General features: G+C 71.2%; 21 protein-coding genes. 10 read left to right on the top strand and 11 right to left on the bottom strand.

What is annotated here, in order from left to right:
• Positions 1-9: 9 nt before the first annotated feature.
• From ACIBN2_RS36080 to ybaK, 4 genes are all read left to right on the top strand, one after another.
• Positions 10-1,587 carry an oxidoreductase gene (locus tag ACIBN2_RS36080; RefSeq protein ID WP_399140876.1) on the top strand — a complete coding sequence of 526 codons (1,578 nt, stop codon included), beginning with the start codon at positions 10-12 and terminating at the stop codon, positions 1,585-1,587.
• 136 nt (positions 1,588-1,723) lie between these two features.
• Positions 1,724-2,770: a hypothetical protein gene (locus ACIBN2_RS36085; RefSeq protein WP_399140877.1), complete on the top strand. Its 1,047-nt coding sequence runs from the start codon at positions 1,724-1,726 to the stop codon at positions 2,768-2,770.
• An 11-nt stretch (positions 2,771-2,781) separates the two neighbouring features.
• On the top strand, positions 2,782-3,522 hold the full coding sequence (locus tag ACIBN2_RS36090; RefSeq protein ID WP_399140879.1) for an LON peptidase substrate-binding domain-containing protein: 741 nt from the start codon (positions 2,782-2,784) through the stop codon (positions 3,520-3,522).
• Between the two features lie 12 nt (positions 3,523-3,534).
• On the top strand, positions 3,535-4,035 hold the full coding sequence (ybaK, locus tag ACIBN2_RS36095) for a Cys-tRNA(Pro) deacylase (RefSeq protein ID WP_399140881.1): 501 nt from the start codon (positions 3,535-3,537) through the stop codon (positions 4,033-4,035).
• Between the two features lie 200 nt (positions 4,036-4,235).
• Here ybaK and ACIBN2_RS36100 read toward each other — a convergent pair whose 3' ends face one another.
• The 4 genes from ACIBN2_RS36100 to ACIBN2_RS36115 all read right to left on the bottom strand — a co-directional run bounded on the left by ACIBN2_RS36100 (position 4,236) and on the right by ACIBN2_RS36115 (position 8,202).
• Positions 4,236-4,925: a DUF2567 domain-containing protein gene (locus tag ACIBN2_RS36100; protein ID WP_399140883.1), complete on the bottom strand. Its 690-nt coding sequence runs from the start codon at positions 4,923-4,925 to the stop codon at positions 4,236-4,238.
• A gap of 34 nt (positions 4,926-4,959) precedes the next feature.
• Entirely contained in the window at positions 4,960-5,781 is an 822-nt protein-coding gene (locus ACIBN2_RS36105; RefSeq protein ID WP_399140885.1) for an ABC transporter permease, read from the bottom strand.
• A gap of 109 nt (positions 5,782-5,890) precedes the next feature.
• Positions 5,891-6,865 (bottom strand): ABC transporter ATP-binding protein, encoded by a 975-nt coding sequence (locus tag ACIBN2_RS36110; protein WP_399140886.1) that lies wholly within the window; start codon positions 6,863-6,865, stop codon positions 5,891-5,893.
• A gap of 122 nt (positions 6,866-6,987) precedes the next feature.
• On the bottom strand, positions 6,988-8,202 hold the full coding sequence (locus ACIBN2_RS36115) for an NYN domain-containing protein (protein WP_399140888.1): 1,215 nt from the start codon (positions 8,200-8,202) through the stop codon (positions 6,988-6,990).
• Positions 8,203-8,438: 236 nt separating this feature from the next.
• On the opposite strand from ACIBN2_RS36115, the gene ACIBN2_RS36120 reads away from it, so the two are divergent.
• A complete protein-coding gene (locus ACIBN2_RS36120) occupies positions 8,439-8,603 on the top strand; it encodes a hypothetical protein (protein ID WP_399140890.1) in 165 nt (54 codons plus the stop codon).
• Between the two features lie 85 nt (positions 8,604-8,688).
• Here ACIBN2_RS36120 and dnaE read toward each other — a convergent pair whose 3' ends face one another.
• Positions 8,689-12,228 (bottom strand): DNA polymerase III subunit alpha, encoded by a 3,540-nt coding sequence (gene dnaE, locus ACIBN2_RS36125; RefSeq protein ID WP_399140892.1) that lies wholly within the window; start codon positions 12,226-12,228, stop codon positions 8,689-8,691.
• A gap of 204 nt (positions 12,229-12,432) precedes the next feature.
• Between dnaE and ACIBN2_RS36130 the strand changes: the two genes are divergently transcribed.
• From ACIBN2_RS36130 to ACIBN2_RS36145, 4 genes are all read left to right on the top strand, one after another.
• Positions 12,433-13,758, top strand: a complete 1,326-nt coding sequence (locus ACIBN2_RS36130) for a DUF2252 domain-containing protein (protein WP_399140893.1) — start codon at positions 12,433-12,435, stop codon at positions 13,756-13,758.
• Between the two features lie 68 nt (positions 13,759-13,826).
• Positions 13,827-14,522, top strand: coding sequence for a hypothetical protein (locus ACIBN2_RS36135; RefSeq protein WP_399140895.1), 696 nt, complete (start codon positions 13,827-13,829; stop codon positions 14,520-14,522).
• A gap of 100 nt (positions 14,523-14,622) precedes the next feature.
• Positions 14,623-15,432, top strand: a complete 810-nt coding sequence (locus ACIBN2_RS36140) for a thioredoxin domain-containing protein (RefSeq protein WP_399140896.1) — start codon at positions 14,623-14,625, stop codon at positions 15,430-15,432.
• A gap of 134 nt (positions 15,433-15,566) precedes the next feature.
• Positions 15,567-17,237 carry an alkaline phosphatase D family protein gene (locus tag ACIBN2_RS36145; protein ID WP_399140898.1) on the top strand — a complete coding sequence of 557 codons (1,671 nt, stop codon included), beginning with the start codon at positions 15,567-15,569 and terminating at the stop codon, positions 17,235-17,237.
• Positions 17,238-17,249: 12 nt separating this feature from the next.
• Here the strand turns inward: ACIBN2_RS36145 and ACIBN2_RS36150 are convergent, their stop codons facing one another.
• Complete coding sequence (locus ACIBN2_RS36150; RefSeq protein ID WP_399140900.1) at positions 17,250-17,819, bottom strand: dienelactone hydrolase family protein; 570 nt, start codon at positions 17,817-17,819, stop codon at positions 17,250-17,252.
• A 107-nt stretch (positions 17,820-17,926) separates the two neighbouring features.
• On the opposite strand from ACIBN2_RS36150, the gene ACIBN2_RS36155 reads away from it, so the two are divergent.
• Positions 17,927-19,081, top strand: a complete 1,155-nt coding sequence (locus ACIBN2_RS36155) for a mechanosensitive ion channel family protein (RefSeq protein WP_399140902.1) — start codon at positions 17,927-17,929, stop codon at positions 19,079-19,081.
• A gap of 81 nt (positions 19,082-19,162) precedes the next feature.
• Here ACIBN2_RS36155 and ACIBN2_RS36160 read toward each other — a convergent pair whose 3' ends face one another.
• From ACIBN2_RS36160 to lspA, 5 genes are all read right to left on the bottom strand, one after another.
• Entirely contained in the window at positions 19,163-19,903 is a 741-nt protein-coding gene (locus tag ACIBN2_RS36160; RefSeq protein WP_399140903.1) for an SDR family NAD(P)-dependent oxidoreductase, read from the bottom strand.
• An 88-nt stretch (positions 19,904-19,991) separates the two neighbouring features.
• Positions 19,992-21,578, bottom strand: a complete 1,587-nt coding sequence (locus ACIBN2_RS36165; RefSeq protein WP_399140905.1) for a Na+/H+ antiporter — start codon at positions 21,576-21,578, stop codon at positions 19,992-19,994.
• Between the two features lie 74 nt (positions 21,579-21,652).
• Positions 21,653-22,135 carry a GNAT family N-acetyltransferase gene (locus ACIBN2_RS36170; RefSeq protein WP_399140907.1) on the bottom strand — a complete coding sequence of 161 codons (483 nt, stop codon included), beginning with the start codon at positions 22,133-22,135 and terminating at the stop codon, positions 21,653-21,655.
• Complete coding sequence (locus tag ACIBN2_RS36175) at positions 22,132-23,076, bottom strand: RluA family pseudouridine synthase (protein ID WP_399140909.1); 945 nt, start codon at positions 23,074-23,076, stop codon at positions 22,132-22,134. The genes ACIBN2_RS36170 and ACIBN2_RS36175 overlap by 4 nt, the downstream gene beginning before the upstream one ends.
• 78 nt (positions 23,077-23,154) lie before the next feature.
• Positions 23,155-23,730, bottom strand: coding sequence for a signal peptidase II (gene lspA, locus ACIBN2_RS36180; RefSeq protein WP_399140910.1), 576 nt, complete (start codon positions 23,728-23,730; stop codon positions 23,155-23,157).
• Positions 23,731-23,780: the final 50 nt, after the last annotated feature.

Consider the following 23,780-nt stretch of genomic DNA (forward strand, 5'->3'; position numbering starts at 1 on the left):
CGAGGAGCGGTGACTGAGGGGGCCGGCCTGCGCGCCGGAGACCTGCCGGACGACCTGACCCCGGCGGAGGCCGGCATGTGGCAGGCGTTCCGCAACGGCAGCGTGTACGACCTGAGCAGCGGGGACGCGGCCGTCGACGATCCGCACGGCGGGCATCCCTGGGGGCCCGAGCGGGCCGTGCGGGCGCGCATCGTGTGCTGGCTGCTGCTCGACGGCCCGCCCGCGCTGGCCGGCCGGGTCTCCTCCCTGAAGCTGCGCGGGGTGCGGATCAGCGGCAGCCTCGACCTGGCCGGCGGCATCGTGGTGCCGTACGTCGAGATGCGCGGCTGCCGCTTCGAGCGGGACGTCCTGCTGCCGGAGGCCCGCTTCACGACCCTGCGCCTGGTGAACTGCTCGGTGCCCCGTCTGGAGGCCGCCCGGGTCCACACGGAGGGCGATCTGCACCTGCCGCGCTGCCGCTTCCCGGGCGGCATCCGGCTGACCGACGCGCACATCGGCACGGACCTGATGCTCAACCAGGCGATCGTCCAGAGGGACCGCAGCGACCGCTCCATCGCCGGCGACGGCATGACCGTGGGCCAGGACCTCCAGGCCGAGCTGCTGGAGTCGCACGGCGAATTCAGCCTGCGCAGCGCCAAGATCGGCGTTTCGCTCAGTCTGCGCGGCGCCCTGCTGACCAACCCCTACACCCGCCTGGCGCTGAACGCGCCCCAGCTGACCGTGGGGCGCACGCTGTACCTCACCCCGGCGGGCGTCGGCGCCTCCGTGTCGAGCGGCGCGACACCCGCGCACGGGACACGGATCCGGCGGTTCGAGTGCCAGGGCGGGGTGCGTCTGGACGACGGGCGGTTCGGGGACGCGGTGGACTTCGAGCGGGCCCGGTTCGCCTTCACCGACGACCAGGAGCTGTCGATGCGCCGGGTGCAGACGCCCGAGCTGCGCTTCCTCGGCGAGCGGCCGCAGCGCGGCAAGGTCACCCTGTCGGGCGCGCGGGTCGGCAACCTGGTCGACCGGGCGAGCGCCTGGCCGGGCCCGGGCAACCTGCACATGGGCGGCTTCACCTACGAGAACCTGGTGCCGCAGGGCCCCTTCCCGCTGACCGAGCGGCTGGACTGGGTGGCCGCGGCGACCGCCGAGTACAACCCGGAGCCGTACGAGCGCCTCGCCTCGGTGCTGCGCAACGGCGGCGCGGACGAGGACGCCCGCGAGGTGCTGCTGGCCAAGCAGCGCCGGCGCCGCGAGAGCCTGCCGCCGGCCGCCAAGCTCTGGGGCTACGCGCAGGACTGGACGGTGGCCTACGGCTACCGGCCGGGGCGGGCCGCGGTGTGGATGGCCGTGCTGTGGGCGGCGGGCTCGCTGGCCTTCGCGCACGCCAGCCATCCGCCCGTGCAGCCGGGGCAGCATCCGCCGTGGAACCCGGCCCTGTTCGCCCTGGACCTGCTGCTCCCGGTCATCGACCTGGGCCAGGCCGGCCAGTGGCAGCTGCACGGCGGCTGGCAGTGGCTGGCGGCGGCCCTGGTCCTGCTGGGCTGGATCCTGGCCACCACCGTGACGGCGGGGGCCACGCGTCTGCTGCGCCGGAATTGAGCCGGCCTGTCCGCCGAGGCCACAGATGCGGAACAGTAGTTGAACAGTTTACCTTTACTCTGTCTTGACCGGTTCGCGTACAACTTTCCGCGGATTACGCTTTGCCGCTGGCGCATGCGTGACCTGCGGTCTTTCAATGGTCGTCACCATGGCTCTGCTGCACCCCTTCAACCGCACGGCCCGCACCGCCCGGGCCCTGCAGCCCCTCGACGGCGCCTCGCTGCCCGCCGACGACGAGGTGCTGCTCGACGCCCCCGACGACCGCCTCGGCCATGCGCTGGTCGCGGCCGCGCGCGGCGAGCACGGTCCCGCGGCCGCCCTGCTGGCCGGCACCCGCGGGTCCGCCGACTGGGAGATGCGCGACCGGAACGCGAGACGTCTGGCGGCCTTCGCCCGCTCGCGCCCCGAATGGCTGCAGCGCTGGTCGGCCGCCGACCCGCACGACCCGGACCTGCTCCTCGTCCGTGCCCAGCTCGAAGTGGACCGCGCCTGGGACTCGCCGGCCCGCGCGGAACTGCTGCGCGAGGTCAGCCCCCTGATCACGGCGGCCGCGCGCGGCGACGACCGCGATCCGGTGCCCTGGCGGATCGCTCTGGACCACGCGCGCGGCACCCGGGCCGGCCACAAGTACTTCGGCGAGCTCTGGGAGGCGGCGCTGCGGCGCGCCCCGCACCACTACGGCTGCCATGTGGCGGCCCTGCGCTATCTGGCCGAGTCCTGGCAGGGCTCGCACCGCGAGTGCTTCGACTTCGCCGACCTGGCCGCGCAGGACGCCCTGCCCGACTCCCTGGTCCAGGCCCTGCCCTCGCGGGCGGCCCTGGCCTGCCTCACCGACGGCGACGGCACCTCCGGCACGGTGCCGCGCGCCCGGCTGGACGCGGCGGCCGACCGGGCGATCGCGCTCTCGGCCCGCTTCCCGGCGGCCGATCCCTGGCCGTCCCCGATCCGCAACAAGCTGATGTACGTCCTCTTCCGGCTGGAGCGCTGGCAGGAGGCCCTCACCGAGGCTCACCGGATCGGCCCCTACGCCACGTCCTTCCCCTGGGACCGCTGGTCGGACGACCCGCTGGCGCTCTTCCTCCGTGTGCGTGGCGAGATCCGCGCCCGTGCGGCGGGCCTTCTGCCGCCCTCCGGACAGCCCCGAAGCGAACGTGCCGGACGCGCCCGCTCCGGCGACCACTAGGCTTTTGCGCCGTGACCACCGTCCGTCTCCCGCTCTTCCCCCTGAACTCGGTGTTGTTCCCGGGGCTGGTGCTGCCGTTGAACATCTTCGAGGAGCGCTATCGCGCCATGATGCGCGAGCTGCTCAAGGCTCCCGAGGACGAGCCACGCCGGTTCGCCGTCGTGGCGATCCGCGACGGCCACGAGGTGGCACCGAGCGCGCCAGGCATGCCCGATCCCACCGCACTGCCCGACCGCGGACCCGCGGCCGGCTTCGGGCCCGACCCGGAGAAGTCGTTCCACGCGACGGGCTGCGTGGCCGACGCGGCGACCATCCGCGAACGCGCGGACGGCACCTTCGAGGTCCTGGCCACCGGCACCACCCGGGTGCGCCTGCTGTCCGTGGACAGCTCGGGCCCCTTCCTGACGGCGGAGCTGGAGGAGCTCACCGAGGAGCCCGGCGACGAGGCGGGCGCGCTGGCCGAGGGCGTACTGCGCGCCTTCCGCCAGTACCAGAAGCGCCTGGCGGGCGCGCGCGAGCGCTCCCTGTCGACCGGCGCCGAACTGCCGGACGAACCGTCGGTGGTCTCCTACCTGGTCGCCGCGGCCATGATGCTCGACACCCCCACCAAGCAGCGCCTGCTCCAGGCCCCGGACACCTCGTCCCGGCTGCGCGACGAGCTGAAACTCCTTCGCACCGAGACCGCGATCATCCGTAGCCTGCCGTCACTGCCGGCGTCGGAGCTGACGCGCGGCCGGACGAGTCTCAACTAGGGGAACCGCGGCATGGCGAAGAAGCAGAAGAAGCAGCAGCCGGGCGGCACGCCCGCCACGGTGGCTCTCACGGCGGCCGGCACCGCGTACACGGTCCACTCCTACGACCACGACCCCTCCCATCCCTCCTACGGCGAGGAGGCCGCGGAGGCGATGGGCGTCTCGCCGGACCGTGTCTTCAAGACCCTGGTGGCGGACGTGGACGGCACCCTGACGGTCGCCGTCGTCCCGGTGGCGGGCCAGCTCGACCTGAAGGCCCTGGCCGCGGCGGTGGGCGGCAAACGCGCCGCCATGGCGGACCCGTCCCTCGCCGAACGCACCACGGGCTACGTCCGCGGCGGCATCTCCCCCCTGGGCCAGCGCAAGAAGCTCCCCACGGTCCTGGACGCCTCGGCCGGCGCCCACGCCACCATCTGCGTCTCGGCGGGCCGCCGCGGCCTGGAGGTGGAACTCGCCCCCGAGGACCTCACCAAGCTCACCGAAGCGGTCGTGGCTCCCATCGGTCGTGCGTGACCCCTCGACGGCAGCGGCTCCCTCGGTTAATTACGAGGGACATGTCGAAGAAAACCAGGAAACGCAAGTGGCGCACCAAGAAGGGCCGCTCGAACCACGGCCATCGCCCGGCGTGATGCCCTGACCCCTCAAACGCCGGTCCGCACCTGTCGGTCCGTCCGGCGTTTGAGGACGAGGCCGTCCGGGCCGAAACGGGGTCGCTAACCCAGCGGCGCCCCGTAGGGATCCTTCGCGCCCGGCTCCGGGTACGACTCCGGATCCCGCGGCCCGAACAGCGCCATCAGCCCCAGATGCACCACCAGCGCGGCCAGCGGCCACGCCAGCAACGCCCCCTTCGCCCTCATCTTCAGCGGCGCGGAGAACACGACACCCTTGCCCACGGCCTTCGCGTGGGCGATCACGTCGTGCGCGGGCCCGAGCCACATCCCGACCTTCCAGGCCAGCAACGACCCGAGCAGCCCGCCGACGCCCAGCGCCACCACCAGCGGCACGCCCCCGCGCCGCCGCCACAGGAAGACGGCCAGCGCGCTCACCACACCGAACCCCAGAGCGAGCAGCGTGAACGTTCCGTCCACTCCGATCGCCTGCTCCCCCTCGCTGTCCGAGAAATACACGATCCAGCTCTTGTCGACCACGTCCGCGACCAGCGGCACATGCGGCGCCAGCCACGACCACAGGGCACCCAGCAACGCCCCGGCGAGCGCCACGACCACCGTGACCACGGCGGCCTCACGCACTTCGGTCTTCATTCCGGGCCCGTCCTGTCCGTACGTGCCGTGCCAGACGGCGTCATGGGGCGCGGGCGCCACATGCCCGGCAGCCGGCGGCTGCCACGAATTCTGCGAGGACTGTTCATGCGGCGGTGGAGGCGGAGTCAACGGTGCGGTCACACTGCCATCGTGCCAGGCCCGCCTGTGCGGCGCGTCACCGGACGGCCGCCCGGCGGTAGGCCCAGGTGGCGACGGCGAGCGAGACGACACCGACCGCCCCGCAGACCGCGAGGTCACCGAGGACGAAGGCCCAGTCCGGGTGCTCCCCGAAGGTCCGCGCGAAGGCCTCGACGCCGTACGTCGACGGCAGCAGGTCCCGCGCGAACCGCACCACCTCGGGCATCCGGTCGGCGGGCAGCACCCCGAGCAGCAGCGCCGCGGACATGCCCAACTGGCCGAGCAGCGTGGCGAGCTCGGGCCGCGGCGCCAGCAGCCCCAGCGCCGCCCCCAGCCCGGACAGCGCCGCCCCGGCCAGCGGGATCACCGCGACGAGCACCCACAGATGCGCCATCGGCAGCCCGAACAGCACGCACCCGAACACCGCCGTGATCACGGTCCCGGGCACCGTGAACGAGGCGTACGCGCCCGCCGCCCCCAGCACCACGGCCGCGGGCGGCACCGGCAGCGTCGCGTAGTGGTCGAGCCCGCCGCTGGCCCGCAGCTGCCCGAAGTACTGGGCGAGCAGGTTCAGGGCGACGAACGCCACCACCAGCACCGCGGAGCCGGCCACCACCGACTCGGCCTCGCCGCCGCCGGTCACGACCCCGCGCATCAGGACCATGATCCCGATCGACTGGAAGGTCGCCACGAACAGCAGCGGGATCCGGGCCACCCGGGCGCGGGACAGCTGCGCCCGGTACACGGCGGCGAGGGCGGGCCACATCCGCGCCCGCGGCCCGAGCTCGGCCGCGCCGCGGCCGGCCTCCTCCACGGCCAGGGCACCGCCCGGCAGGACATCGGCGGGTACGACACTCACGTCGTGCTGCTCCCCTTCCGGCTCGGGCTCACTGAGGCGGTTCTGCGCCGGCTGCGTCGGCTGTGTAGAGACCATACGAACATGACAGCCCGCCCGCTCATGATGTGACTCACGCCTTCACCAGCCCCTGCTGCGCGGCGCCGCCCAGCGCCAGGTACACGTCCTCGAGACTGGGCGTGGCCAGTGTGAAGTCGTCGAGCGCCGCGAAGGCGCTGCCGCCGGTGACGGTGGCCACGACCGCACGGGCCTCCTCCGGGACGAGCCGCAGCGTCCAGCGGCGCCCGGACTCCACGGCCCGCTCGCGCAGCGCCGCGACCTCGGGCACGTGCAACGGCGCCGTCTCGCGCCACACCAGCTCCACCCGCACCTCGCCGGCGACCTGCTCCTTGAGCCCGGCGGGGGTGTCGCAGGCGATCACCCGCCCCTGGTCGAGCACGGCGACCCGGTCGAGGACCGTCTCGGCCTCGATCACGTTGTGGGTGACCAGCAGCACCGTCGTCCCGCGCTCGGCCCGCCGCCGGTCCACGGCCGCCCACACGGCCCGCCGGGCCACCGGATCCATCCCGGTGGTCGGCTCGTCGAGCACCAGCAGCGGCCGCTCCCCGACCAGTGCTGCGGCGAGGCACGCGAGCCGCCGCTGCCCGCCGGACAGCTTCTTCAGCGGGCGCCCGGCGATCGCGGTGAGCCCCAGTTCCTCCAGTACGGCGTCCCGCTCGGCCCGCGCCTGCCGCGCCTCGAGGCCGCGCAGCCGCCCGGTCGTCTCGGCGGCCAGGGACACGGTCAGCTCGTCCAGCGCGCTCGACTCCTGCCCCAGGTAGGCGAGGATCCGCGCGGCCCGCTCGGGGTGCCGCACGATGTCGTGCCCGAGGATCTCCACGCGCCCGGCGTCGGGCCGCATCAGCCCGGTCAGCTGCCGTACGAGGGTGGACTTGCCCGCGCCGTTCGGCCCGAGGAGCCCGAAGATCTCGCCGCGGCGGATGTCGAGGTGCACGTCGTCGGTGGCCCGCACCGCGGGAGTGGCCGGCGTGCCCCGCCGCCCTCGTACCGCCGGATAGGTCTTGGTCAGTCCGCGCACCGCGCACACGACATCACCACGGTGCCGAAGTGACTGTGTCGCGCGCGTACCCACAAACCACGAGGGTACGGGGTCCGGAACCCCTGCCCGCCCTCGGGTTGGTCCCTGACGGAAAATCCGCCGGTGAAGGGCTACTCGCCCGCGGGCGCGTGCTCCGCGGCCGTACGCACGTCGATCTCCCGCCAGAACCCGGCCCGGATCGCGTACCGGTCGTGCTCGTCGATCTGGTCGTCCTTGTGGGCGAGCAGCCCGAAGCGGGCGGCGTAGCGCAGCAGTTCCCCGTCGACGCGGTGCGGGACCCGGGGGTACATCGCGGACAGCTTCTGCAGATGGCTCGGGTCGCCCAGCCGCTCCATCCACCGCCGCGCGAAGACCTGCCCGACCTCGTACGGATCGCCGCCGACCGTGGTGATGTCCTCCTCGCGGTCGGCCCAGCGCTGCTCCGCCGAGGTCAGCTGCGCGAGCGTCGGCATCGAGGCGGCGTCGGCCGGCTCCGCGGGCGGCCGGTCCACCCAGCCCTTGTCGGAGGACCAGCGCAGGGTCGCGGTCGGCGGATGCGGGGCGGGCTGCACCCCGGGGGCGCGCAGCGCGGCCAGGTCCTTGGGGGTGGGCACGCCCTTGGCGGTGGGCACCCGCTCCTGCGTGCCGTTCCCGGTGGCGGCAGCGGCCGGGGCGTGCTCGGTCTCCTCGGCGGTCCGCTCGGGCGCCTGGGTGAGCGGGCTGTCCGGCAGCGGGGCGGAGAGGATCGCGGCGATCTCGGGCCGTGGCACGGGCGGCGGCGCGCAGACCCCGCCGAGCTCCTTGGCCCGTACGGCCTTGGTGATCCAGGTGCGGTCCAGCACGCGCCGCTCGTCGGCCTCGGCGACCAGGTCCTCGGACTGGTTGTAGTCGCCGTCGGCGGCCTGCACGGCCCACAGGTGTACGGCGACGCCGTGCTCCTTGGCGGCCATCATGCCCGGCAGCAGGTCGCCGTCGCCGGTGACGAGCACGATGTCGGAGCAGGCGCGGTTGCGGGCCAGCTCGGTGAGCTCGGCGTGCATGGCGGCGTCCACGCCCTTCTGGGCCCAGCGTCCGTCGCTGCGGGTCAGGGCGCCGAGCCGGACGGTGACCCGGGGCATCACGCGCAGCCTGCGGTGCTCGGGCTGGGGGACGCGGTCGGGGGCGCCGTCGAACCAGTAGATGCGCAGCAGCGGCCGTTCCGTGTCGGACTCGGCGCGTTCGCGCAGGGCCTGGATGAGGGCGGTGTGGTCGACGGTGATCCGCGAACGCGAGGGCTCCCCCGCGAGGAGACTGGCAGCGGCCCCCAGCAGATACCCGGCGTCGACAAGGACGATGCAGCGGTCCACGCGATCCACCCTCTTTCCGGGAGGTTTGCTTCGGGCTTCCTTCGAGTCTGCCCGACAGCGCGGGGCTTAACGGCCCGAACTCGATCTTCGGCGTGGCGTTTCGCGTCACGAGCTGCGCTCTCGCGCACCGACAAGCCCTGTCACGGACGGTAATTATCCGAAATGCGCTCCCTGTCAGCGTATGTGAATCTGATCCCGGTCCTGGCCCCCAGATCCCCCACAGGAGGTAGATCACCATGGCCAAGAACAAGAAACAGAACCGTAAGCAGCCGCAGTCCGAGCGTGGGCAGCAGCAGGCCCAGCAGCCCTCGATGGAGACGCAGGCCGAGCAGCGTCCCCTGCAGGTCACCCCGAGCGACATGCCGCGCAAGGGCCGGCAGAAGAGCTTCGGTCACAACTGACATCCGGATAACGGGTTGTTGAGACCCAGGCACGGCCGAGGGGCGTACTCCCGTGAAAGGGTGCGCCCCTCGCGCGTGCACGTGCTCAGCCCGCCAGGCAGGAGGGGCCGAGCAGCACCTTCAGATCGCCGAACAGCGCCGGGTCGGGCTTGACCCGGTGCCGGTCCAGGCGCAGGACGGTCGTCCTGGTCGGGCCCTGGAGCTTGATCCGGACCTCGCTGTCGCCCTTGTGGTGACTGAGGATCTCGCCGAGGCGGCTGACCATCGGCGGGGTGACCCGGGTGGCCGGGATGGTGAGGATCACGGGCGCGTTGGTTCCCGCGTTGGACAGGTCGGGGACCTGGAGTTCCATCGCCACCAGCCGGGGGATGTCCTCGCGCTTGTCGAGGCGTCCCTTGACGAACACCACGGCGTCCTCGACGAGTTGGGTCGACACCAGCTGGTAGGTCGCCGGGAAGAACATGCACTCGATGGAGCCGGCGAGGTCCTCGACGGTGGCGATCGCCCAGGCGTTGCCCTGCTTGGTCATCTTGCGCTGGAGGCCCGAGATGATGCCGCCGATGGTGACGACCGCGCCGTCCGAGTGCTCACCTCCGGTGAGCTGGGCGATGCCCGCGTCGGCCTTGTCCGACAGCACGTGCTCCAGGCCGAAGAGCGGGTGGTCGGAGACGTAGAGACCGAGCATCTCCCGCTCCTGCGCGAGCAGATAGGTCTTGTCCCACTCCTCGTCGGTGAACTGCACGTCGAGGCCGAAGCCGGGCTCGCTGGACTCCTCCTCGCCCATCCCGCCGAAGAGGTCGAACTGCCCCTCGGCCTCCTTGCGCTTGACCGCGACCACGTTGTCGATCATCGGCTCGTAGTGCGCGGTGAGGCCCTTGCGGGTGTGGCCCATGGTGTCGAACGCGCCCGCCTTGATCAGCGATTCCGTGGTGCGCTTGTTGCAGGCGGCCGCGTCGATCTTGTCGAGGTAGTCGGGGAAGGAGGCGTACTTGCCCTTGGCCTTGCGGCTCTTGATGATCGACTCGACCACGTTCGTACCGACGTTGCGCACGGCCTCCAGGCCGAAGAGGATCACGTCGTCGCCCTGGGCGGCGAAGTTGTGCACCGACTCGTTGACGTTCGGCGGGAGCACCTTGATGCCCATGCGGCGGCACTCGTTGAGGTAGACGGCCGACTTGTCCTTGTCGTCCTTCACCGAGGTCAGCAGCGCCGCCATGTACTCGGCGGGGTGGTTGGCCTTGAGATACGCCGTCCAGTACGACACCAGTCCGTACGCGGCGGAGTGCGCCTTGTTGAAGGCGTAGCCGGCGAAGGGGACCAGCACGTCCCACAGGGCCTGGATCGCCTCGTCGCTGTAGCCGTTCCTGCGGGCGCCGGCCTGGAAGATGGTGAAGTTCTTCGCCAGCTCGTCGGGCTTCTTCTTGCCCATCACGCGGCGGAGGATGTCGGCCTCGCCGAGCGAGTAGCCGGCGATGATCTGGGCGGCCTTCTGCACCTGCTCCTGGTAGACGATCAGGCCGTAGGTGACCGCCAGGACCTCTTCGAGGGGCTCCTCCAGCTCCTTGTGGATCGGGGTGATCTCCTGGAGCTTGTTCTTGCGCAGCGCGTAGTTCGTGTGCGAGTCCATGCCCATCGGGCCCGGACGGTAGAGCGCCGACACGGCGGAGATGTCTTCGAAGTTGTCGGGCTTCATCAGGCGCAGCAGGGAGCGCATGGGGCCGCCGTCGAACTGGAAGACACCGAGGGTGTCGCCGCGCTGGAGCAGTTCGAAGGTCGTCGGGTCGTCCAGCGGGAGGCTCAGCAGCTCCAGGTCGATGCCCTTGTTGGACTTCACCATCTTGACGGCGTCGTCCATGATCGTCAGGTTGCGCAGGCCGAGGAAGTCCATCTTCAGCAGGCCGAGCGACTCGCAGCTCGGGTAGTCCCACTGCGTGATGGTGACGCCGTCGGTGTGCCGGACCCAGACGGGCACGTGCTCGGTGATGGTCTCGCTGGACATGATCACGCCGGCGGCGTGCACGCCCATCTGCCGGACCAGGCCCTCGACGCCCTTGGCGGTGTCGATGACCTTCTTCACGTCCGGCTCGTTCTCGTACATCCCCCGGATCTCGCCCGCCTCGTTGTAGCGCGGGTGCGAGGGGTTGGTGATGCCGTCCAGGTCGATGCCCTTGCCGAGGACGTCGGCGGGCATGGCCTTCGTCAGACGGTCGCCCATCGCGTACGGGTAGCCCAGCACGCGCGCGGAGTCCTTGATCGCGTTCTTGGCCTTGATCTTGCCGTAGGTGCCGATCATGGCGACCTTGTCGGCGCCGTACTTCTCGGTGACGTACCTGATCACCTCGACGCGCCTGCGCTCGTCGAAGTCGATGTCGACGTCGGGCATCGAGATGCGCTCGGGGTTGAGGAACCGCTCGAAGATCAGGCCGTGCGGGATCGGGTCGAGGTCGGTGATGCCCATGGCGTAGGCAACGATCGAGCCGGCCGCGGAGCCTCGGCCGGGGCCGACCGCGATGCCGTTGTTCTTGGCCCACATGATGAAGTCGGCGACCACGAGGAAGTAGCCGGGGAAGCCCATCGAGATGATGACGTCCATCTCGTACTCGGCCTGCTTCTGGCGGTCGTCGGGGATGCCGCCGGGGAAGCGGCGCTCCATGCCGCGGCGGACCTCCTCCTTGAACCAGGTGACCTCGGTGTAGCCCTCGGGGATGTCGAACTTGGGCATCAGGTCGCGCTTCTCGAACATGCCGGAGGTGTCGATCATCTCGGCGACGAGCAGCGTGTTCCGGCAGCCCTCCTGCCAGGCGTCCGAGGAGTCGATGGCGTACATCTCGTCCGTGGACTTCAGGTAGTAGCCGGTGCCGTCGAACTTGAAGCGTCCCGGGTCGGAGAGGTTCTTGCCGGTCTGGATGCACAGCAGGGCGTCGTGGGCGCCCGCCTCGTGCGCGTACGTGTAGTGCGAGTCGTTGGTGACCAGGGGCGGGATGCCGAGCTTCTTCCCGATCTCCAGCAGACCGTCGCGGACCCGGTGCTCGATGTCGATGCCGTGGTCCATCAGCTCCAGGAAGTAGCGGTCCTTGCCGAAGATGTCCTGGTAGTCGGCGGCCGACTTGAGGGCCTCGTCGAACTGGCCGAGGCGCAGCCGGGTCTGGACCTCGCCGGAGGGGCAGCCGGTGGAGGCGACGATCCCCTCGGACCACTGGGAGATCGTCTCCTTGTCCATCCGGGGCCACTTCTGGAGCCAGCCCTCGGCATACGCGTCGGAGGAGAGGCGGAAGATGTTGTGCAGACCCGTCCTGTTCACGGCCCACATCGTCTTGTGGGTGTAACCACCGGAACCGGAGACGTCGTCGCGCTTCTGGTGCGGCTGGCCCCACTGGATCTTGCGCTTGTTGCGCCGCGACTCGGGTGCGACATACGCCTCGATCCCGATGATCGGGGTGATTCCGGCCTTCTGCGCGGAATGGAAGAAGTCGTACGCCCCATGGAGGTTGCCGTGGTCGGACATGGCGATGTGCGTCATGCCCATCTCGTTGCAGGCGTTGAACATGTCCTTGAGCCGCGCGGCACCGTCCAGCAGCGAGTACTGGGTGTGGACGTGCAGGTGCGTGAACGGCGGCTTTGACACGGTGCGGCCTCCATGGAAAACAGTCGGTGACAGGTGGTCGGACGGTTCTGGGGTCAGCGTCGAAGTCTATGCCTCGGCACTGACACTCCGAGGGCTCCCCCGCGTACCTTCACAGCGAGGCTCGCGGGCACTTCCGCGGGTCCTCACCCGTTCGAATCGACGGAACGCCGTCGTACACATCCAGGCACCAGGAGGCACCCCTCGATGTCGGTACCCCAGCTCAACGAGGAGCAGCGCGGCGAGGAGATCCTCGCCGTCTTCGACACCGCCTTCGGCGAGCTCCTGGCCGCCGACCCGGCCGCGTTCCGGGTGAAGTTCCGGAAGATGGCGGCCTCGGCGTTCGCGTTCTACCGGGGCACGGCGTGCCTCTTCTACCACGACCTGGGCGCCGAGAAGCGGGGCGGCCCGTACCTGGACGACCGCACCTCGCGCGTATGGATCCACGGCGACCTGCACGCGGAGAACTTCGGCACGTACATGGACTCCAACGGCCGGCTGGTCTTCAACGTCAACGACTTCGACGAGGCCTACGTCGGCCCCTTCACCTGGGACCTGCGGCGCTTCTCCGCCTCCATCGCCCTGATCGGGTACGCCAAGGCGCTCAGCGACGAGCAGATCACCGAGCTGGTGCGGGTGTACGCGGGCGCGTACCGCGAGCGGATCCACGCCCTGGCGACCGGCGCGAAGAGCGACGAGGTGCCGCCGTTCACGCTGGACACCGCCGAGGGCCCGCTGCTCGGCGCCCTGCGCGCCGCCCGCTCGCTGACCCGCTTCGAGCTGCTCGACTCGATGACGGAGATCCGCGACTTCGAGCGCCGCTTCGCCCCCGGCGGCGGCTCGATCGAGCTGGACGCCGCGACCCGGTACAAGGTCCTCGCGGCCTTCGACGGCTATCTGGAGACGCTGCCGGACGCCTCGCTCGCCCGCCCGGACTCGTACCGCGTGAAGGACGTGGTGGGACGCCGCGGCATCGGCATCGGCTCGGCCGGCCTGCCGTCGTACAACATCCTTCTCGAGGGCCACAGCGACGCCCTGGAGAACGACGTGGTGATCTACATCAAGCAGGCCCAGACCCCGGCCGTCTCCCGGCACATCACCGACCCGGCGATCCGCGACTACTTCCAGCACGAGGGCCACCGCACGGTGATCTCGCAGCGCGCCCTGCAGGCGCACGCCGACCCGTGGCTGGGCTGGACCGAGCTGGACGGCGCGGGGCAGCTGGTCGCCGAGGTCTCGCCGTACGCGGTCGACGTGGACTGGAGCGACATCGACGACCCGGAGGAGATCGCCGCCGTCGTCGCCGACCTCGGCCGGGCCACGGCCACCATGCACGCGGCGGCGGACGACACCTCCGGCGAGTCCCTGGTGCCGTTCTCCACCGAGCGCGCCATCGACGCGGCGATCGCCGCCGACGAGGACGGCTTCGCGGACCTGCTGACGGACTTCGCGCACAGTTACGGCGCACGCGCGCGTGCCGACCACCAGATCTTCGTCGACCTGTTCCGCAACGGCCGGATTCCGGGTCTGTGACGTTCCGTGCTCTCACAGGGACCTTTTAAGGGTCCCTTACCGGAGCACATGACAGACTCTTCCTCGCTATGGACATATCCGGGATCCGACTCAGAGCGCTTCGCGCGGCGCTGTTCACGGCACTCGTCGTGACGCTCAGCAGCGCGTCGCACGTGCTGCTGTCGCAGGTCCCGCTGCCGCTGAACACGGTGGCCGCGGTCGCCGCCGCCGTGTTCGCGGTCTCCTACGCCCTGGCCGGCCGCGAGCGCGGCTTCGGCCCGATCGCCGCCCTGCTGATCCCGCTGGAGCTGGCCGCCGACACGGTCTTCACCACCGGCCAGCACGTCTGCTACGGCCCCGCGGGCGGACCGGTGGCCGGCCCGCTGCGCTCCGTCGGCTGGGACCTGCTGTGCGGCACAGGCACCCAGGTCGGCACCCCCCTGACCCGGGTGACCGAAGGCACCGGCACCGACCGCCTCGCGGCGCTGCTCGCCCACGCGGACCCGGCCACCGCCTGGCTGCTGCTCGGCGCGCACCTCGGTGTCGGCCTGCTCGCCGCCGCCTGGCTGCGCCGCGGCGAGCGCGCCCTGACCCAGCTGGTCCGGGCGGCCGCCGCGACGACGTTCCGGCCGCTGCTGCTCGCGGTCGCCGCGGTGGCCGTGCGGCCGGTCGGTGTGGTCCGGCGCCTCGGGCGCCCCGGGCCGCCCGCCGCCGTCGTCCGCGACCGGCTCCTCGTGCACTCCCTGGGACGGCGTGGACCGCCGTGCTCACACGCCCTGATCTGAGCGGCCCTTCCGGCCGCCGGGCCGGCATACCTGAGCACGACCAGTCCCCCACACGTATTCCGCGCACGACATCTGCGCGTCCCACATGGAGAACACCAACATGAGCAAGCGAAACAGCCAGGCGTCGAAGTCGGCGGCCCGCGAGCGGCTGCGTGAGGAGCGCGAGCGCCAGGCCAAGCGGGCCAAGGCCAAGCGGCAGGCCATCGTGGCCGGTTCGGTCGTGGTCGTCCTGGCGGCGGCCGGCGGCATAGGTTACGCCGTCGTCCAGGCCAACAAGCCCAGCCACTGGGAGGCCGCGAAGAAGGACAAGGTCGTCGCGCCGGCCAACACCACCGGCAAGAACGGCACGACCGTCGTCATCGGCAAGGCGAGCGCCAAGAAGACCCTGAAGGTCTACGAGGACCCGCGCTGCCCGGTCTGCGCCCAGTTCGAGCAGACGGTCGGCCCGACCTTCAAGAAGGATCTCGACGCCGGTAAGTACAAGTTCCAGTACATCGGCGCCACGTTCATCGACAGCCACGACAACGGCGAGGGCTCCAAGAACGCCCTGAGCGCCCTGGGCGCCGCGCTGAACGTCAGCGACGACGCGTTCCTCCAGTACAAGACCGCGCTGTACTCGGCGAAGTGGCACCCGGACGAGACGCAGGACAAGTTCAAGGACGACGCCTACCTCATCAAGGTCGCGAACACCGTCCCCGCGCTGAAGAACAACACCCAGTTCCAGAACGCGGTCAAGAACGGCACCTACGACCCGTGGGCGATGGCCATGTCGAAGACCTTCGACGACAACAAGGACGGCGTGACCGGCACCCCGGGCTTCGTCATGAACGGCAAGCAGCTCAACAACGGCAGCCCGCTGCTGACCGTGGCCGATTTCAACAAGGTCGTCGGCGCGGCCCTCAAAGCCTGATCCACGGCCTGATCCACGGCCGGAATCCCGGGAAAGCCCTTACCCCACCTGGGAATTCGGCCCTCGCGTGAAGAGCGGGCGAACTTTCCGCGTTCGCCCGCTCTGGCGCATACCAGTCAGTAACCTGGTCGCCCGTGACCAGTCGATACAGATCATCCGAGGCGAACCAGAGCCTCAACTCGCGTATGCCGCGCCGCCGTACGGTCGTCAAGGCCGCGGCGGCGACTGCTGTCCTGGCAGGCCCGCTCGCCGCCGCGCTCCCGGCCCGCGCCGCCGCGGACACGCCCGCCTTCCTGCACGGCGTCGCCTCCGGCGATCCGCTGCCCGACGGCGTCCTGCTGTGGACCCGGGTGACCCCCACGTCCGAGGCGGTCCCCGGTTCCGGAGCCGGTCCGGACACCCAGGTCAGCTGGATCGTCGCCCGGGACAAGGCGCTGACCGACATCGTGGCCAAGGGGTCCACCACCGCGACCGCCGCCTCCGACCACACCGTCAAGGCGGACATACGCGGCCTCACGCCCGCCACCGACTACTGGTTCCGCTTCTCGGCCGGCGGTACCGACTCCCCCGTCGCCCGCACCCGCACCGCGCCCGCCGCCGACGCCGCCGTGCCCGGCCTGCGCTTCGGCGTGGTCTCCTGCGCCAACTGGGAGGGCGGCTACTTCGCCTCGTACCGCCATCTCGCGGCCCGCGGCGACCTCGACGCCTGGCTGCACCTCGGCGACTACATCTACGAGTACAAGTCCGGCGAGTACGCGGCCCGCGGCGCGGTCGTCCGTCCGCACGCGCCCACGAACGAGATCATCACGCTCGCCGACTACCGCACCCGGCACGGCAAGTACAAGACCGACCCGGACCTGCAGGCCCTGCACCACAAGGCGCCGGTCGTCGCGATCTGGGACGACCACGAGTTCGCGGACAACGCCTGGTCCGGCGGCGCGGTCAACCACACCGAGGGCGCCGAGGGCACCTGGACGGACCGCAAGGCGGCCGCCAAGCAGGCCTACTTCGAGTGGATGCCGGTCCGCCCGGCCATCGCGGGCACGACGTACCGCCGGCTGCGCTTCGGAAAGCTCGCCGACCTGTCCCTGCTGGACCTGCGCTCCTTCCGCTCCCAGCAGGCGTCCACGGCCAGCGGCTCGGTCGACGACCCGGACCGTACGATCACCGGGCGAGCCCAACTGGACTGGCTGAAGGCCGGGTTGAAGGCCTCCGACACCACGTGGCGGCTGGTCGGCAACTCGGTGATGATCTCGCCCTTCGCCATCGGCTCCCTCTCCGCCGACCTGCTCAAGCCGCTCGCCAAGCTGCTCGGGCTGCCGCAGGAGGGCCTCGCCCTCAACACCGACCAGTGGGACGGCTACACGGACGACCGCCGCGAGCTGCTGGCGCACCTGCGCTCCAACGCGATCCGCAACACCGTCTTCCTGACCGGCGACATCCACATGGCGTGGGCCAACGACGTGCCGGTGGACGCCGGTACGTACCCGCTCTCCGCCTCCGCCGCCACGGAGTTCGTCATCACCTCGGTGACCTCCGACAACCTCGACGACATCGTGAAGGTGCCCGAGGGCACCGTCTCCGCGGTCGCCTCGCCGATCATCCGCGCCGCCAACCGGCACGTCCACTGGGTCGACACCGACCGCCACGGCTACGGCGTCCTGGACATCACCGCCGACCGCGCGCAGATGGACTACTACGTCCTGTCCGACCGCACGGACAAGAACGCGACCTCCAGCTGGGTCCGCTCGTACCGCACCCGCACCGGCACGCAGAAGGTCGAGCGCACCTACGACCCGGTGTAGAGCGGCGTCGCCCTAAAGGGACTCGAGGAAGCCGAGCGCCACCCGCCAGGTGGCCTCGGCCGCCTCCTCGTCGTAGTCCGGCAGGCCGGGGTCGGTGTAGAGGTGGCCGGCGCCCGCGTATCTGTACACCTCGACGTCCGCGCCCGCTCTGCCCATCTGCAGATACCAGGCGCTCAGCCAGTCGTCCGTCTCGAACGGGTCGGGCTCGGCCACGTGCAGCTGGACCGGCAGGTCGTCCACGGCGGCGTTCGGCGCGATGTCCGACGTGCCGTGCAGGAGCAGCAGTCCGCGGGCTCTCTCGTCGCCGAGCGCGAGGGTCTGCGCGACGGAGGCGCCGAGCGAGAACCCGGCGTACACGAGGCCCCGCTCCGAGTAGGGCGCGGCGGCCAGGACGGCCCGCTTGAGCAGCTCGTCCTTGCCGATCTCGTCGTTGAAGGCCATGCCCTCCTCGACCGTCTCGAACGTACGCCCGTCGAAGAGGTCCGGGGTCCACACTTCGTGCCCGGCGCCGCGCAGCCGGTCCGCGGCCTCGCGCACCGCGGGCCTGAGGCCGTAGGTCGAGTGAAAGAGCATGATGTTCATGAGGCCATGGTGCCAGCCGGGTCCGACAGCGCCCTCCCGCGGCCGTACCCTCATCGAGCTCCAAGTCACATGTTCATGACCCCCCGGAGACGGTTACGTTCGGAGGCATGGAGAACGTACTGCGTCCGCTGATCGTGATCGGCGGCTCGGTCGTGCTCACGCTGGTCATCGGCTGGGCCACCGATCTGTTGCTGCGCAAGGCCGACGAACGGCACCGGGAGACACAGCTGTGGGGGCTGCTGCGCCGTGCCCGGGTGCCCTATCAGATGGTGATCTGCGCCGCGCTGCTGAGAGGCTCCTACGACCAGGCACAACGGTTTCGGGACTACCGCGTCGGCATCGGCCAGGCGCTGACACTGGTCCTGATCGGTGCCACCGCGTGGCTGGTCGTGCGGATCGCGGCCGCCATCGTCGAGACGTCCTACAGCCGCTACGCCCGCGCCCACCACGACGCCGCCCGGGTGCGCCGGGTGCGGACCCAGGTGTCGCTGATCATGCGGGTGGTGACGGCGATCGTCGGCGTGGTGGCCGTGGCCTCGATGCTCCTGACGTTCCCGGCGATGCGCGCGGCCGGTGCCTCGCTGCTGGCCTCGGCCGGCGTCGTCGGCATCGTCGCCGGTGTCGCCGCCCAGTCGACGCTCAGCAACATGTTCGCCGGGTTCCAGATCGCCTTCGGCGACATGGTGCGGATCGGCGACACGGTCGTGGTCGACGGCGAGTGGGGCACGGTCGAGGAGATCACCCTGACCTTCCTGACCGTACGCACCTGGGACGAGCGCCGGATCACGATGCCGGTGTCGTACTTCACCTCGAAGCCGTTCGAGAACTGGTCGCGCGGCGGAAACCAGATGACGGGCATCGTCTACTGGCACCTCGACCACACCGCGCCGATCGAGGAGATGCGCGAGAGGCTGCGGGACATCCTGCGCGAGTGCCCGGCCTGGGACGGCCGTGCCTGCGGTCTGGTGGTCACCGACTCGACGCCGAACACCATCCAGGTGCGCGCCCTGGTGACGGCCAAGGACGCGGACGACATCTGGACGGTCCGGGTCACGGTGCGCGAGCAGATGCTCGACTGGCTGTGCAGGAAGCACCCGTACGCCCTGCCCCGCGTCAACACGGCGGAGGCGGCGCTGCCCACGGGCTGGCCCACCGCGGACGGGCAGCACGACGGCCACCGGGACTGGCACCGCGACAGCCACTCCGACGGCGGCGCCACCGCGCACCGCGTCCCCGAGCCGCCGCGCACGGGGCGCGGCTGAGACAACGGGAGCGGCTCAGACAACGGCCGCGGCTGAGACAGTGAGGTGCCGCCGAGGCCGTGCGGGTCCGCCCGTACGGCCTCAGTGCCCGCGCTCCGCGCCCCCGTTGACCTGCACGACCTGCGAGGTGACGTGGCCCGCGCCCGGGGAGGCGAGCCAGTGCAGGGTCGAGGCGACGTCACCGGGCGTACCGGCGCGCCCGGTCGAGGTGTCGGCGATCAGCCGCTCGCGCCGCGCCGGGTCGATCCGCGGCCCGAAGAACTCGGTGTCCTCGATGTAGCCCGGCGCGACCACGTTCGCGGTGATCCCGCGCGGCCCCAACTCCCGTGCCAGATCATGGGCGTACGGGTGCAGCGCGGCCTTGGCGCCGCCGTACGCGCCGGTCCCGGACCCCCGGTACGCCGCGATGGAGCTGACGAACAGCACCCGTCCGCCCGGTGAGGCGAGCCGGTCCTTGAGCGCCTCCGTGAGCAGTGCCGCGGTCAGGGTGTTGATCCGGAAGTTGACGGTCCAGTCGTGCGCGACCCGGTCGAGCGGGTCCTCGCTCGCGGACCCGGGCTCCAGCTGCCCGGTGCCCCCGGCGCCGTGGATGAGCACGTCCACTGTCCCGAACTCCTGCGCCACGAAGCCGGCGACACCGCGCACGGCGGCCGTGTCGCTCAGGTCGGCCGCGTAGGTCGACGCCCCCGGCACCCCGGCCTTGCGGAGCACGTCCTCCCGGCGCCCGAGCAGCAGGACCCGATCCCCGTCCGCTGCGAAGACATGGGCCGCGGCGAGCCCGATTCCCGTACCGCCGCCACTGATCACGACATTGCGAGCCATGAGGCGACTCTACGAAGCCCGGCCGCCGTCCGCGATCGGTATGGACGCGGCGTTTCAGGCCACGGCTGAAGCGACGAGGCGGCGCGGGTCACCGCAGGCTGCGCACGTCGAGATGGCGCAGCACCCGGTCCACGATCTCCGGATCGGCTCCCGGCTCGCTGCGTGCCGCCAGCACCTCGTGCCGCGCGGCGCTGAGCAGCTCGCCCTGGATCCGGCGCATCCGCTTGAGCCGGCGCATCCGCATCTCGTGCGCCTCCCGCCGCTCCTCCTCGCCCATCTCGGGGCTGATCCGCACCCCGATCTCGAAGGCCCGCCGCAGCATCTGCTCGGACAGCTCCTCCGGCAGGTCCTCGACCTCCTCGATCTCCCGCAGCCTCTTCTTGGCCGCTTTGGCCGCCCGGACCGCGAGTTCCCTCTCGAACTCCTTCTCCCGCTCCGTGTCGGACTGCACCCCCAGCCGCTTCACCAGCCACGGCAGGGTCAGTCCCTGGAGCACCAGCGTCGCCATGATGACGCCGAAGGCGATGAACACGATCTCGTTCCGGTCCGGGAAGGCCGAGCCGTCGTCGGTCTCCAGCGGGATCGCCAGGGCCAGCGCCACCGAGGCCACCCCGCGCATCCCCGACCACCACATGATGACGGTCTCCCGCCAGGTCATCGGGATGTCCTCGTCGTGGTCCCGCTTGGCGTGCAGCCGTTTGGTGAGCCAGGTCGCCGGCAGGAGGTACACCAGCCGTACGACGACCACCACGGCCACGATCACACCGGCCCACCCGAGCATGTCGCCCCAGCGCCCGGACGCCGTACGGATCGCGTTGTGCAGTTCGAGGCCGATCAGTCCGAAGGCGACGCCCGTGACGAGCGTGTCGACGATGTCCCAGAACGTGTGCCCGGCGAGCCGCGTCATCACGTCGTCGGGGTCGGTGCCGTACTCGGAGAGGAACAGCGCGGTGGTGAGAACGGCGAGTACACCGGACCCGTGCAGCTCCTCCGCGAGGACGTAGGACGCGTACGGCACGAGCAGCGTCAGGCCGACCTGCAGGGTCGCGTCGCCCAGCAGGTCGAGGAGCCGGTTGGCGCTCCAGCCCAGGGCCACGCCCACAGCGACGGCGACGACGGCTGACAGCACCAGGTCGAGCGCGGCCCGCCCCGGGTGGAAGGCACCGCTGACGGCGGCGGCGACCGCGACGTGGTACAGCACGATCGCCGTCACGTCGTTGAACAGGCCCTCGCCCTCCAGGATGGACACGAGCCGGCGGGGCAGCCCCAACTGCCCGGCGACCGCGGTCGCGGCGACCGGGTCGGGCGGCGCCACGAGCGCGCCGAGCGCCACCGCGGCGGCGACGGGCAGCCCCGGCACGATGCTGTGCGCCACGGCGGCCACGCACACGGTGGTGACGAAGACCAGCGCCACCGCCAGCAGGAAGATCGGCCGCCGGTTGGCCGCGAACTGCCGCCAGGAGGTGCGCCGGACGGCCGCGTACAGCAGCGGCGGAAGCAGCAGGGGAAGGATCAGGTCGGGCGGCACGTCGACGTTCGGCACGAAGTCCGCCACGGCGAGGACGATTCCCAGCAGCGTCATCAGCACCGGCGCGGGCAGCCCGAACCGGTCTCCCAGCGGGACACTCACCAGGGCCCCGAGCAACAGCACGAACAGCAGGGCCAACTGATCCACGGTCAGCGCTCCGGGCAGATCGACGTACGGCAGCGGACCTCAAGCCTGCCACGCCGCCGCACCGACCAGCGTCTTCAGCCCGTGGGCCGCAGGGCGCGCCGCATCGCGCGGTGCGGGATGCCCGCCTCCGGGTACTCCGGGCCGTACGCCTCGTATCCGAGCCGCTCGTAGAACCCCAGCGCGTGCGTCTGCGCGTGCAGGTCGACGGCCGCCAGCCCACGCGCGTGTGCCGCGTCCTCGATGGCCCGCACCAGCGCCGCGCCGACGCCGAGCCCGCGTGCGTCCCGGGTCACCGCGAGCCGCCCGAGCGAGCCCACCGCCGGATCGCTGTCGGTCTTCGTGGCGGCCGCCTCACCGTGCAGCAGGCGCCCGGTGCCGAGCGGCACGCCGTCCTCGCGCACGGCCAGCACATGCACGGCCACGGCGTCGTACTCGTCGTACTCCAGGTCCTCGGGCACGCCCTGCTCGGCGACGAAGACATCCTTGCGCAGGGCGAAGCACGTCTCCAGGTCGGCGGAATCCTCGGCGACGCGCACCTCGTACGCGTGCGTCATCATCCGTACGTCTCCTCGCGGACCTGGTCCAGGGCCTTCTGCAGGTCGGCCGGGTAGTCACTCTCGAACTCCACCCACTGCCCGTCCCCGGGGTGCTCGAATCCGAGCCGCACCGCGTGCAGCCACTGGCGGGTCAGATGCAGCCGCTTGGCGAGGGTGGGGTCGGCGCCGTAGGTGAGGTCGCCGACGCAGGGGTGGCGGTGGGCGGCCATGTGGACGCGGATCTGGTGGGTGCGGCCGGTCTCCAGCTTCACGTCGAGCAGGGAGGCCGAACGGAACGCCTCGATCAGGTCGTAGTGCGTGACGGAGGGCTTGCCGTCGGCCGTGACCGCCCACTTGTAGTCGTGGTTGGGGTGGCGGCCGATGGGCGCGTCGATGGTGCCGCTGGTCGGGTCGGGGTGGCCCTGGACGAGCGTGTGGTACCGCTTGTCGACCGTGCGCTCCTTGAACTGCCGCTTGAGCGAGGTGTACGCGCGCTCCGACTTGGCGACCACCATCAGGCCCGAGGTGCCCACGTCGAGGCGGTGCACGATGCCCTGGCGCTCGGCGGCGCCCGAGGTGGAGATGCGGTAACCGGCGGCGGCCAGTCCCCCGATGACGGTCGTGCCGGTCCAGCCGGGCGACGGGTGGGCGGCGACGCCGACCGGCTTGACGATCACGACCACGTCATCGTCGTCGTACACGATCTCCATGCCCTCGACGGGCTCGGCGACGATCTGCACGGGCGCGGCCGCCTGCGGCATCTCGACCTCGAGCCAGGCCCCGCCGTGCACCCGCTCCGACTTCCCGGCCACCGATCCGTCGACCGTGACCTTTCCCGCCGCGGCGAGTTCGGCCGCCTTGGTGCGGGAGAAGCCGAACATGCGGGAGATGGCGGCGTCGACGCGCTCGCCCTCCAGGCCGTCGGGCACGGGCAGGGTACGGATCTCGGGAATGGTGCTCACCCGTCGAGTATGCCGGACGGGACCGACGGCCCGGACCGGAGCCTGTGGATCAAGCCCGCGGCGCCCGGCTCCCGGCGCTCAGTCCTTGTGGACGGTGCCGTCCGGGTCGAGCCCCTTGAACGACAGCAGCACGATCAGGATGCCGCCGCACACGATCGCCGAGTCGGCCAGGTTGAAGACCGCGAAGCCCTTGGGCGAGATGAAGTCGACGACCGCGCCCTCGAAGACGCCGGGCGAGCGGAAGATCCGGTCGGTGAGGTTGCCGAGGGCGCCGCCGAGCAGCAGGCCGAGCGCGATCGCCCAGGGCAGGCTGTAGAGCTTGCGGGCGAGCCGGGCGATCACCACGATGACGGCCGCCGCGATCATCGTGAAGATCACGGTGAAGGCCTCGCCGAAGCCGAAGGCCGCGCCCGCGTTGCGGATCGCCTCGAGCTTCAGCCAGTCCCCGATGAGCTGGATCGGCGCGTGGTGCTCCAGCTTGGCGACCACGATCATCTTGCTGATCAGGTCGAGGGCGTACGCGAACGCGGCGACCGCGAACAGCACGACGATGCGGCGCTTGCCCTTGGGGCGTGCGGTACCGCCCTGCTCCGGCTCGGTCCCCGATGTCTCCGGGGTGTCCGGGGTACCGATGATGCGCTCCGCCTCTGCCACGTGAGTCCCTCAACCTAGATACCTGACTGAGGACGAGGGTACGACACGCC

The sequence above is a fragment of the Streptomyces sp. NPDC050534 genome (genome assembly GCF_044457745.1).
Taxonomy (GTDB): Bacteria; Actinomycetota; Actinomycetes; order Streptomycetales; family Streptomycetaceae; genus Streptomyces.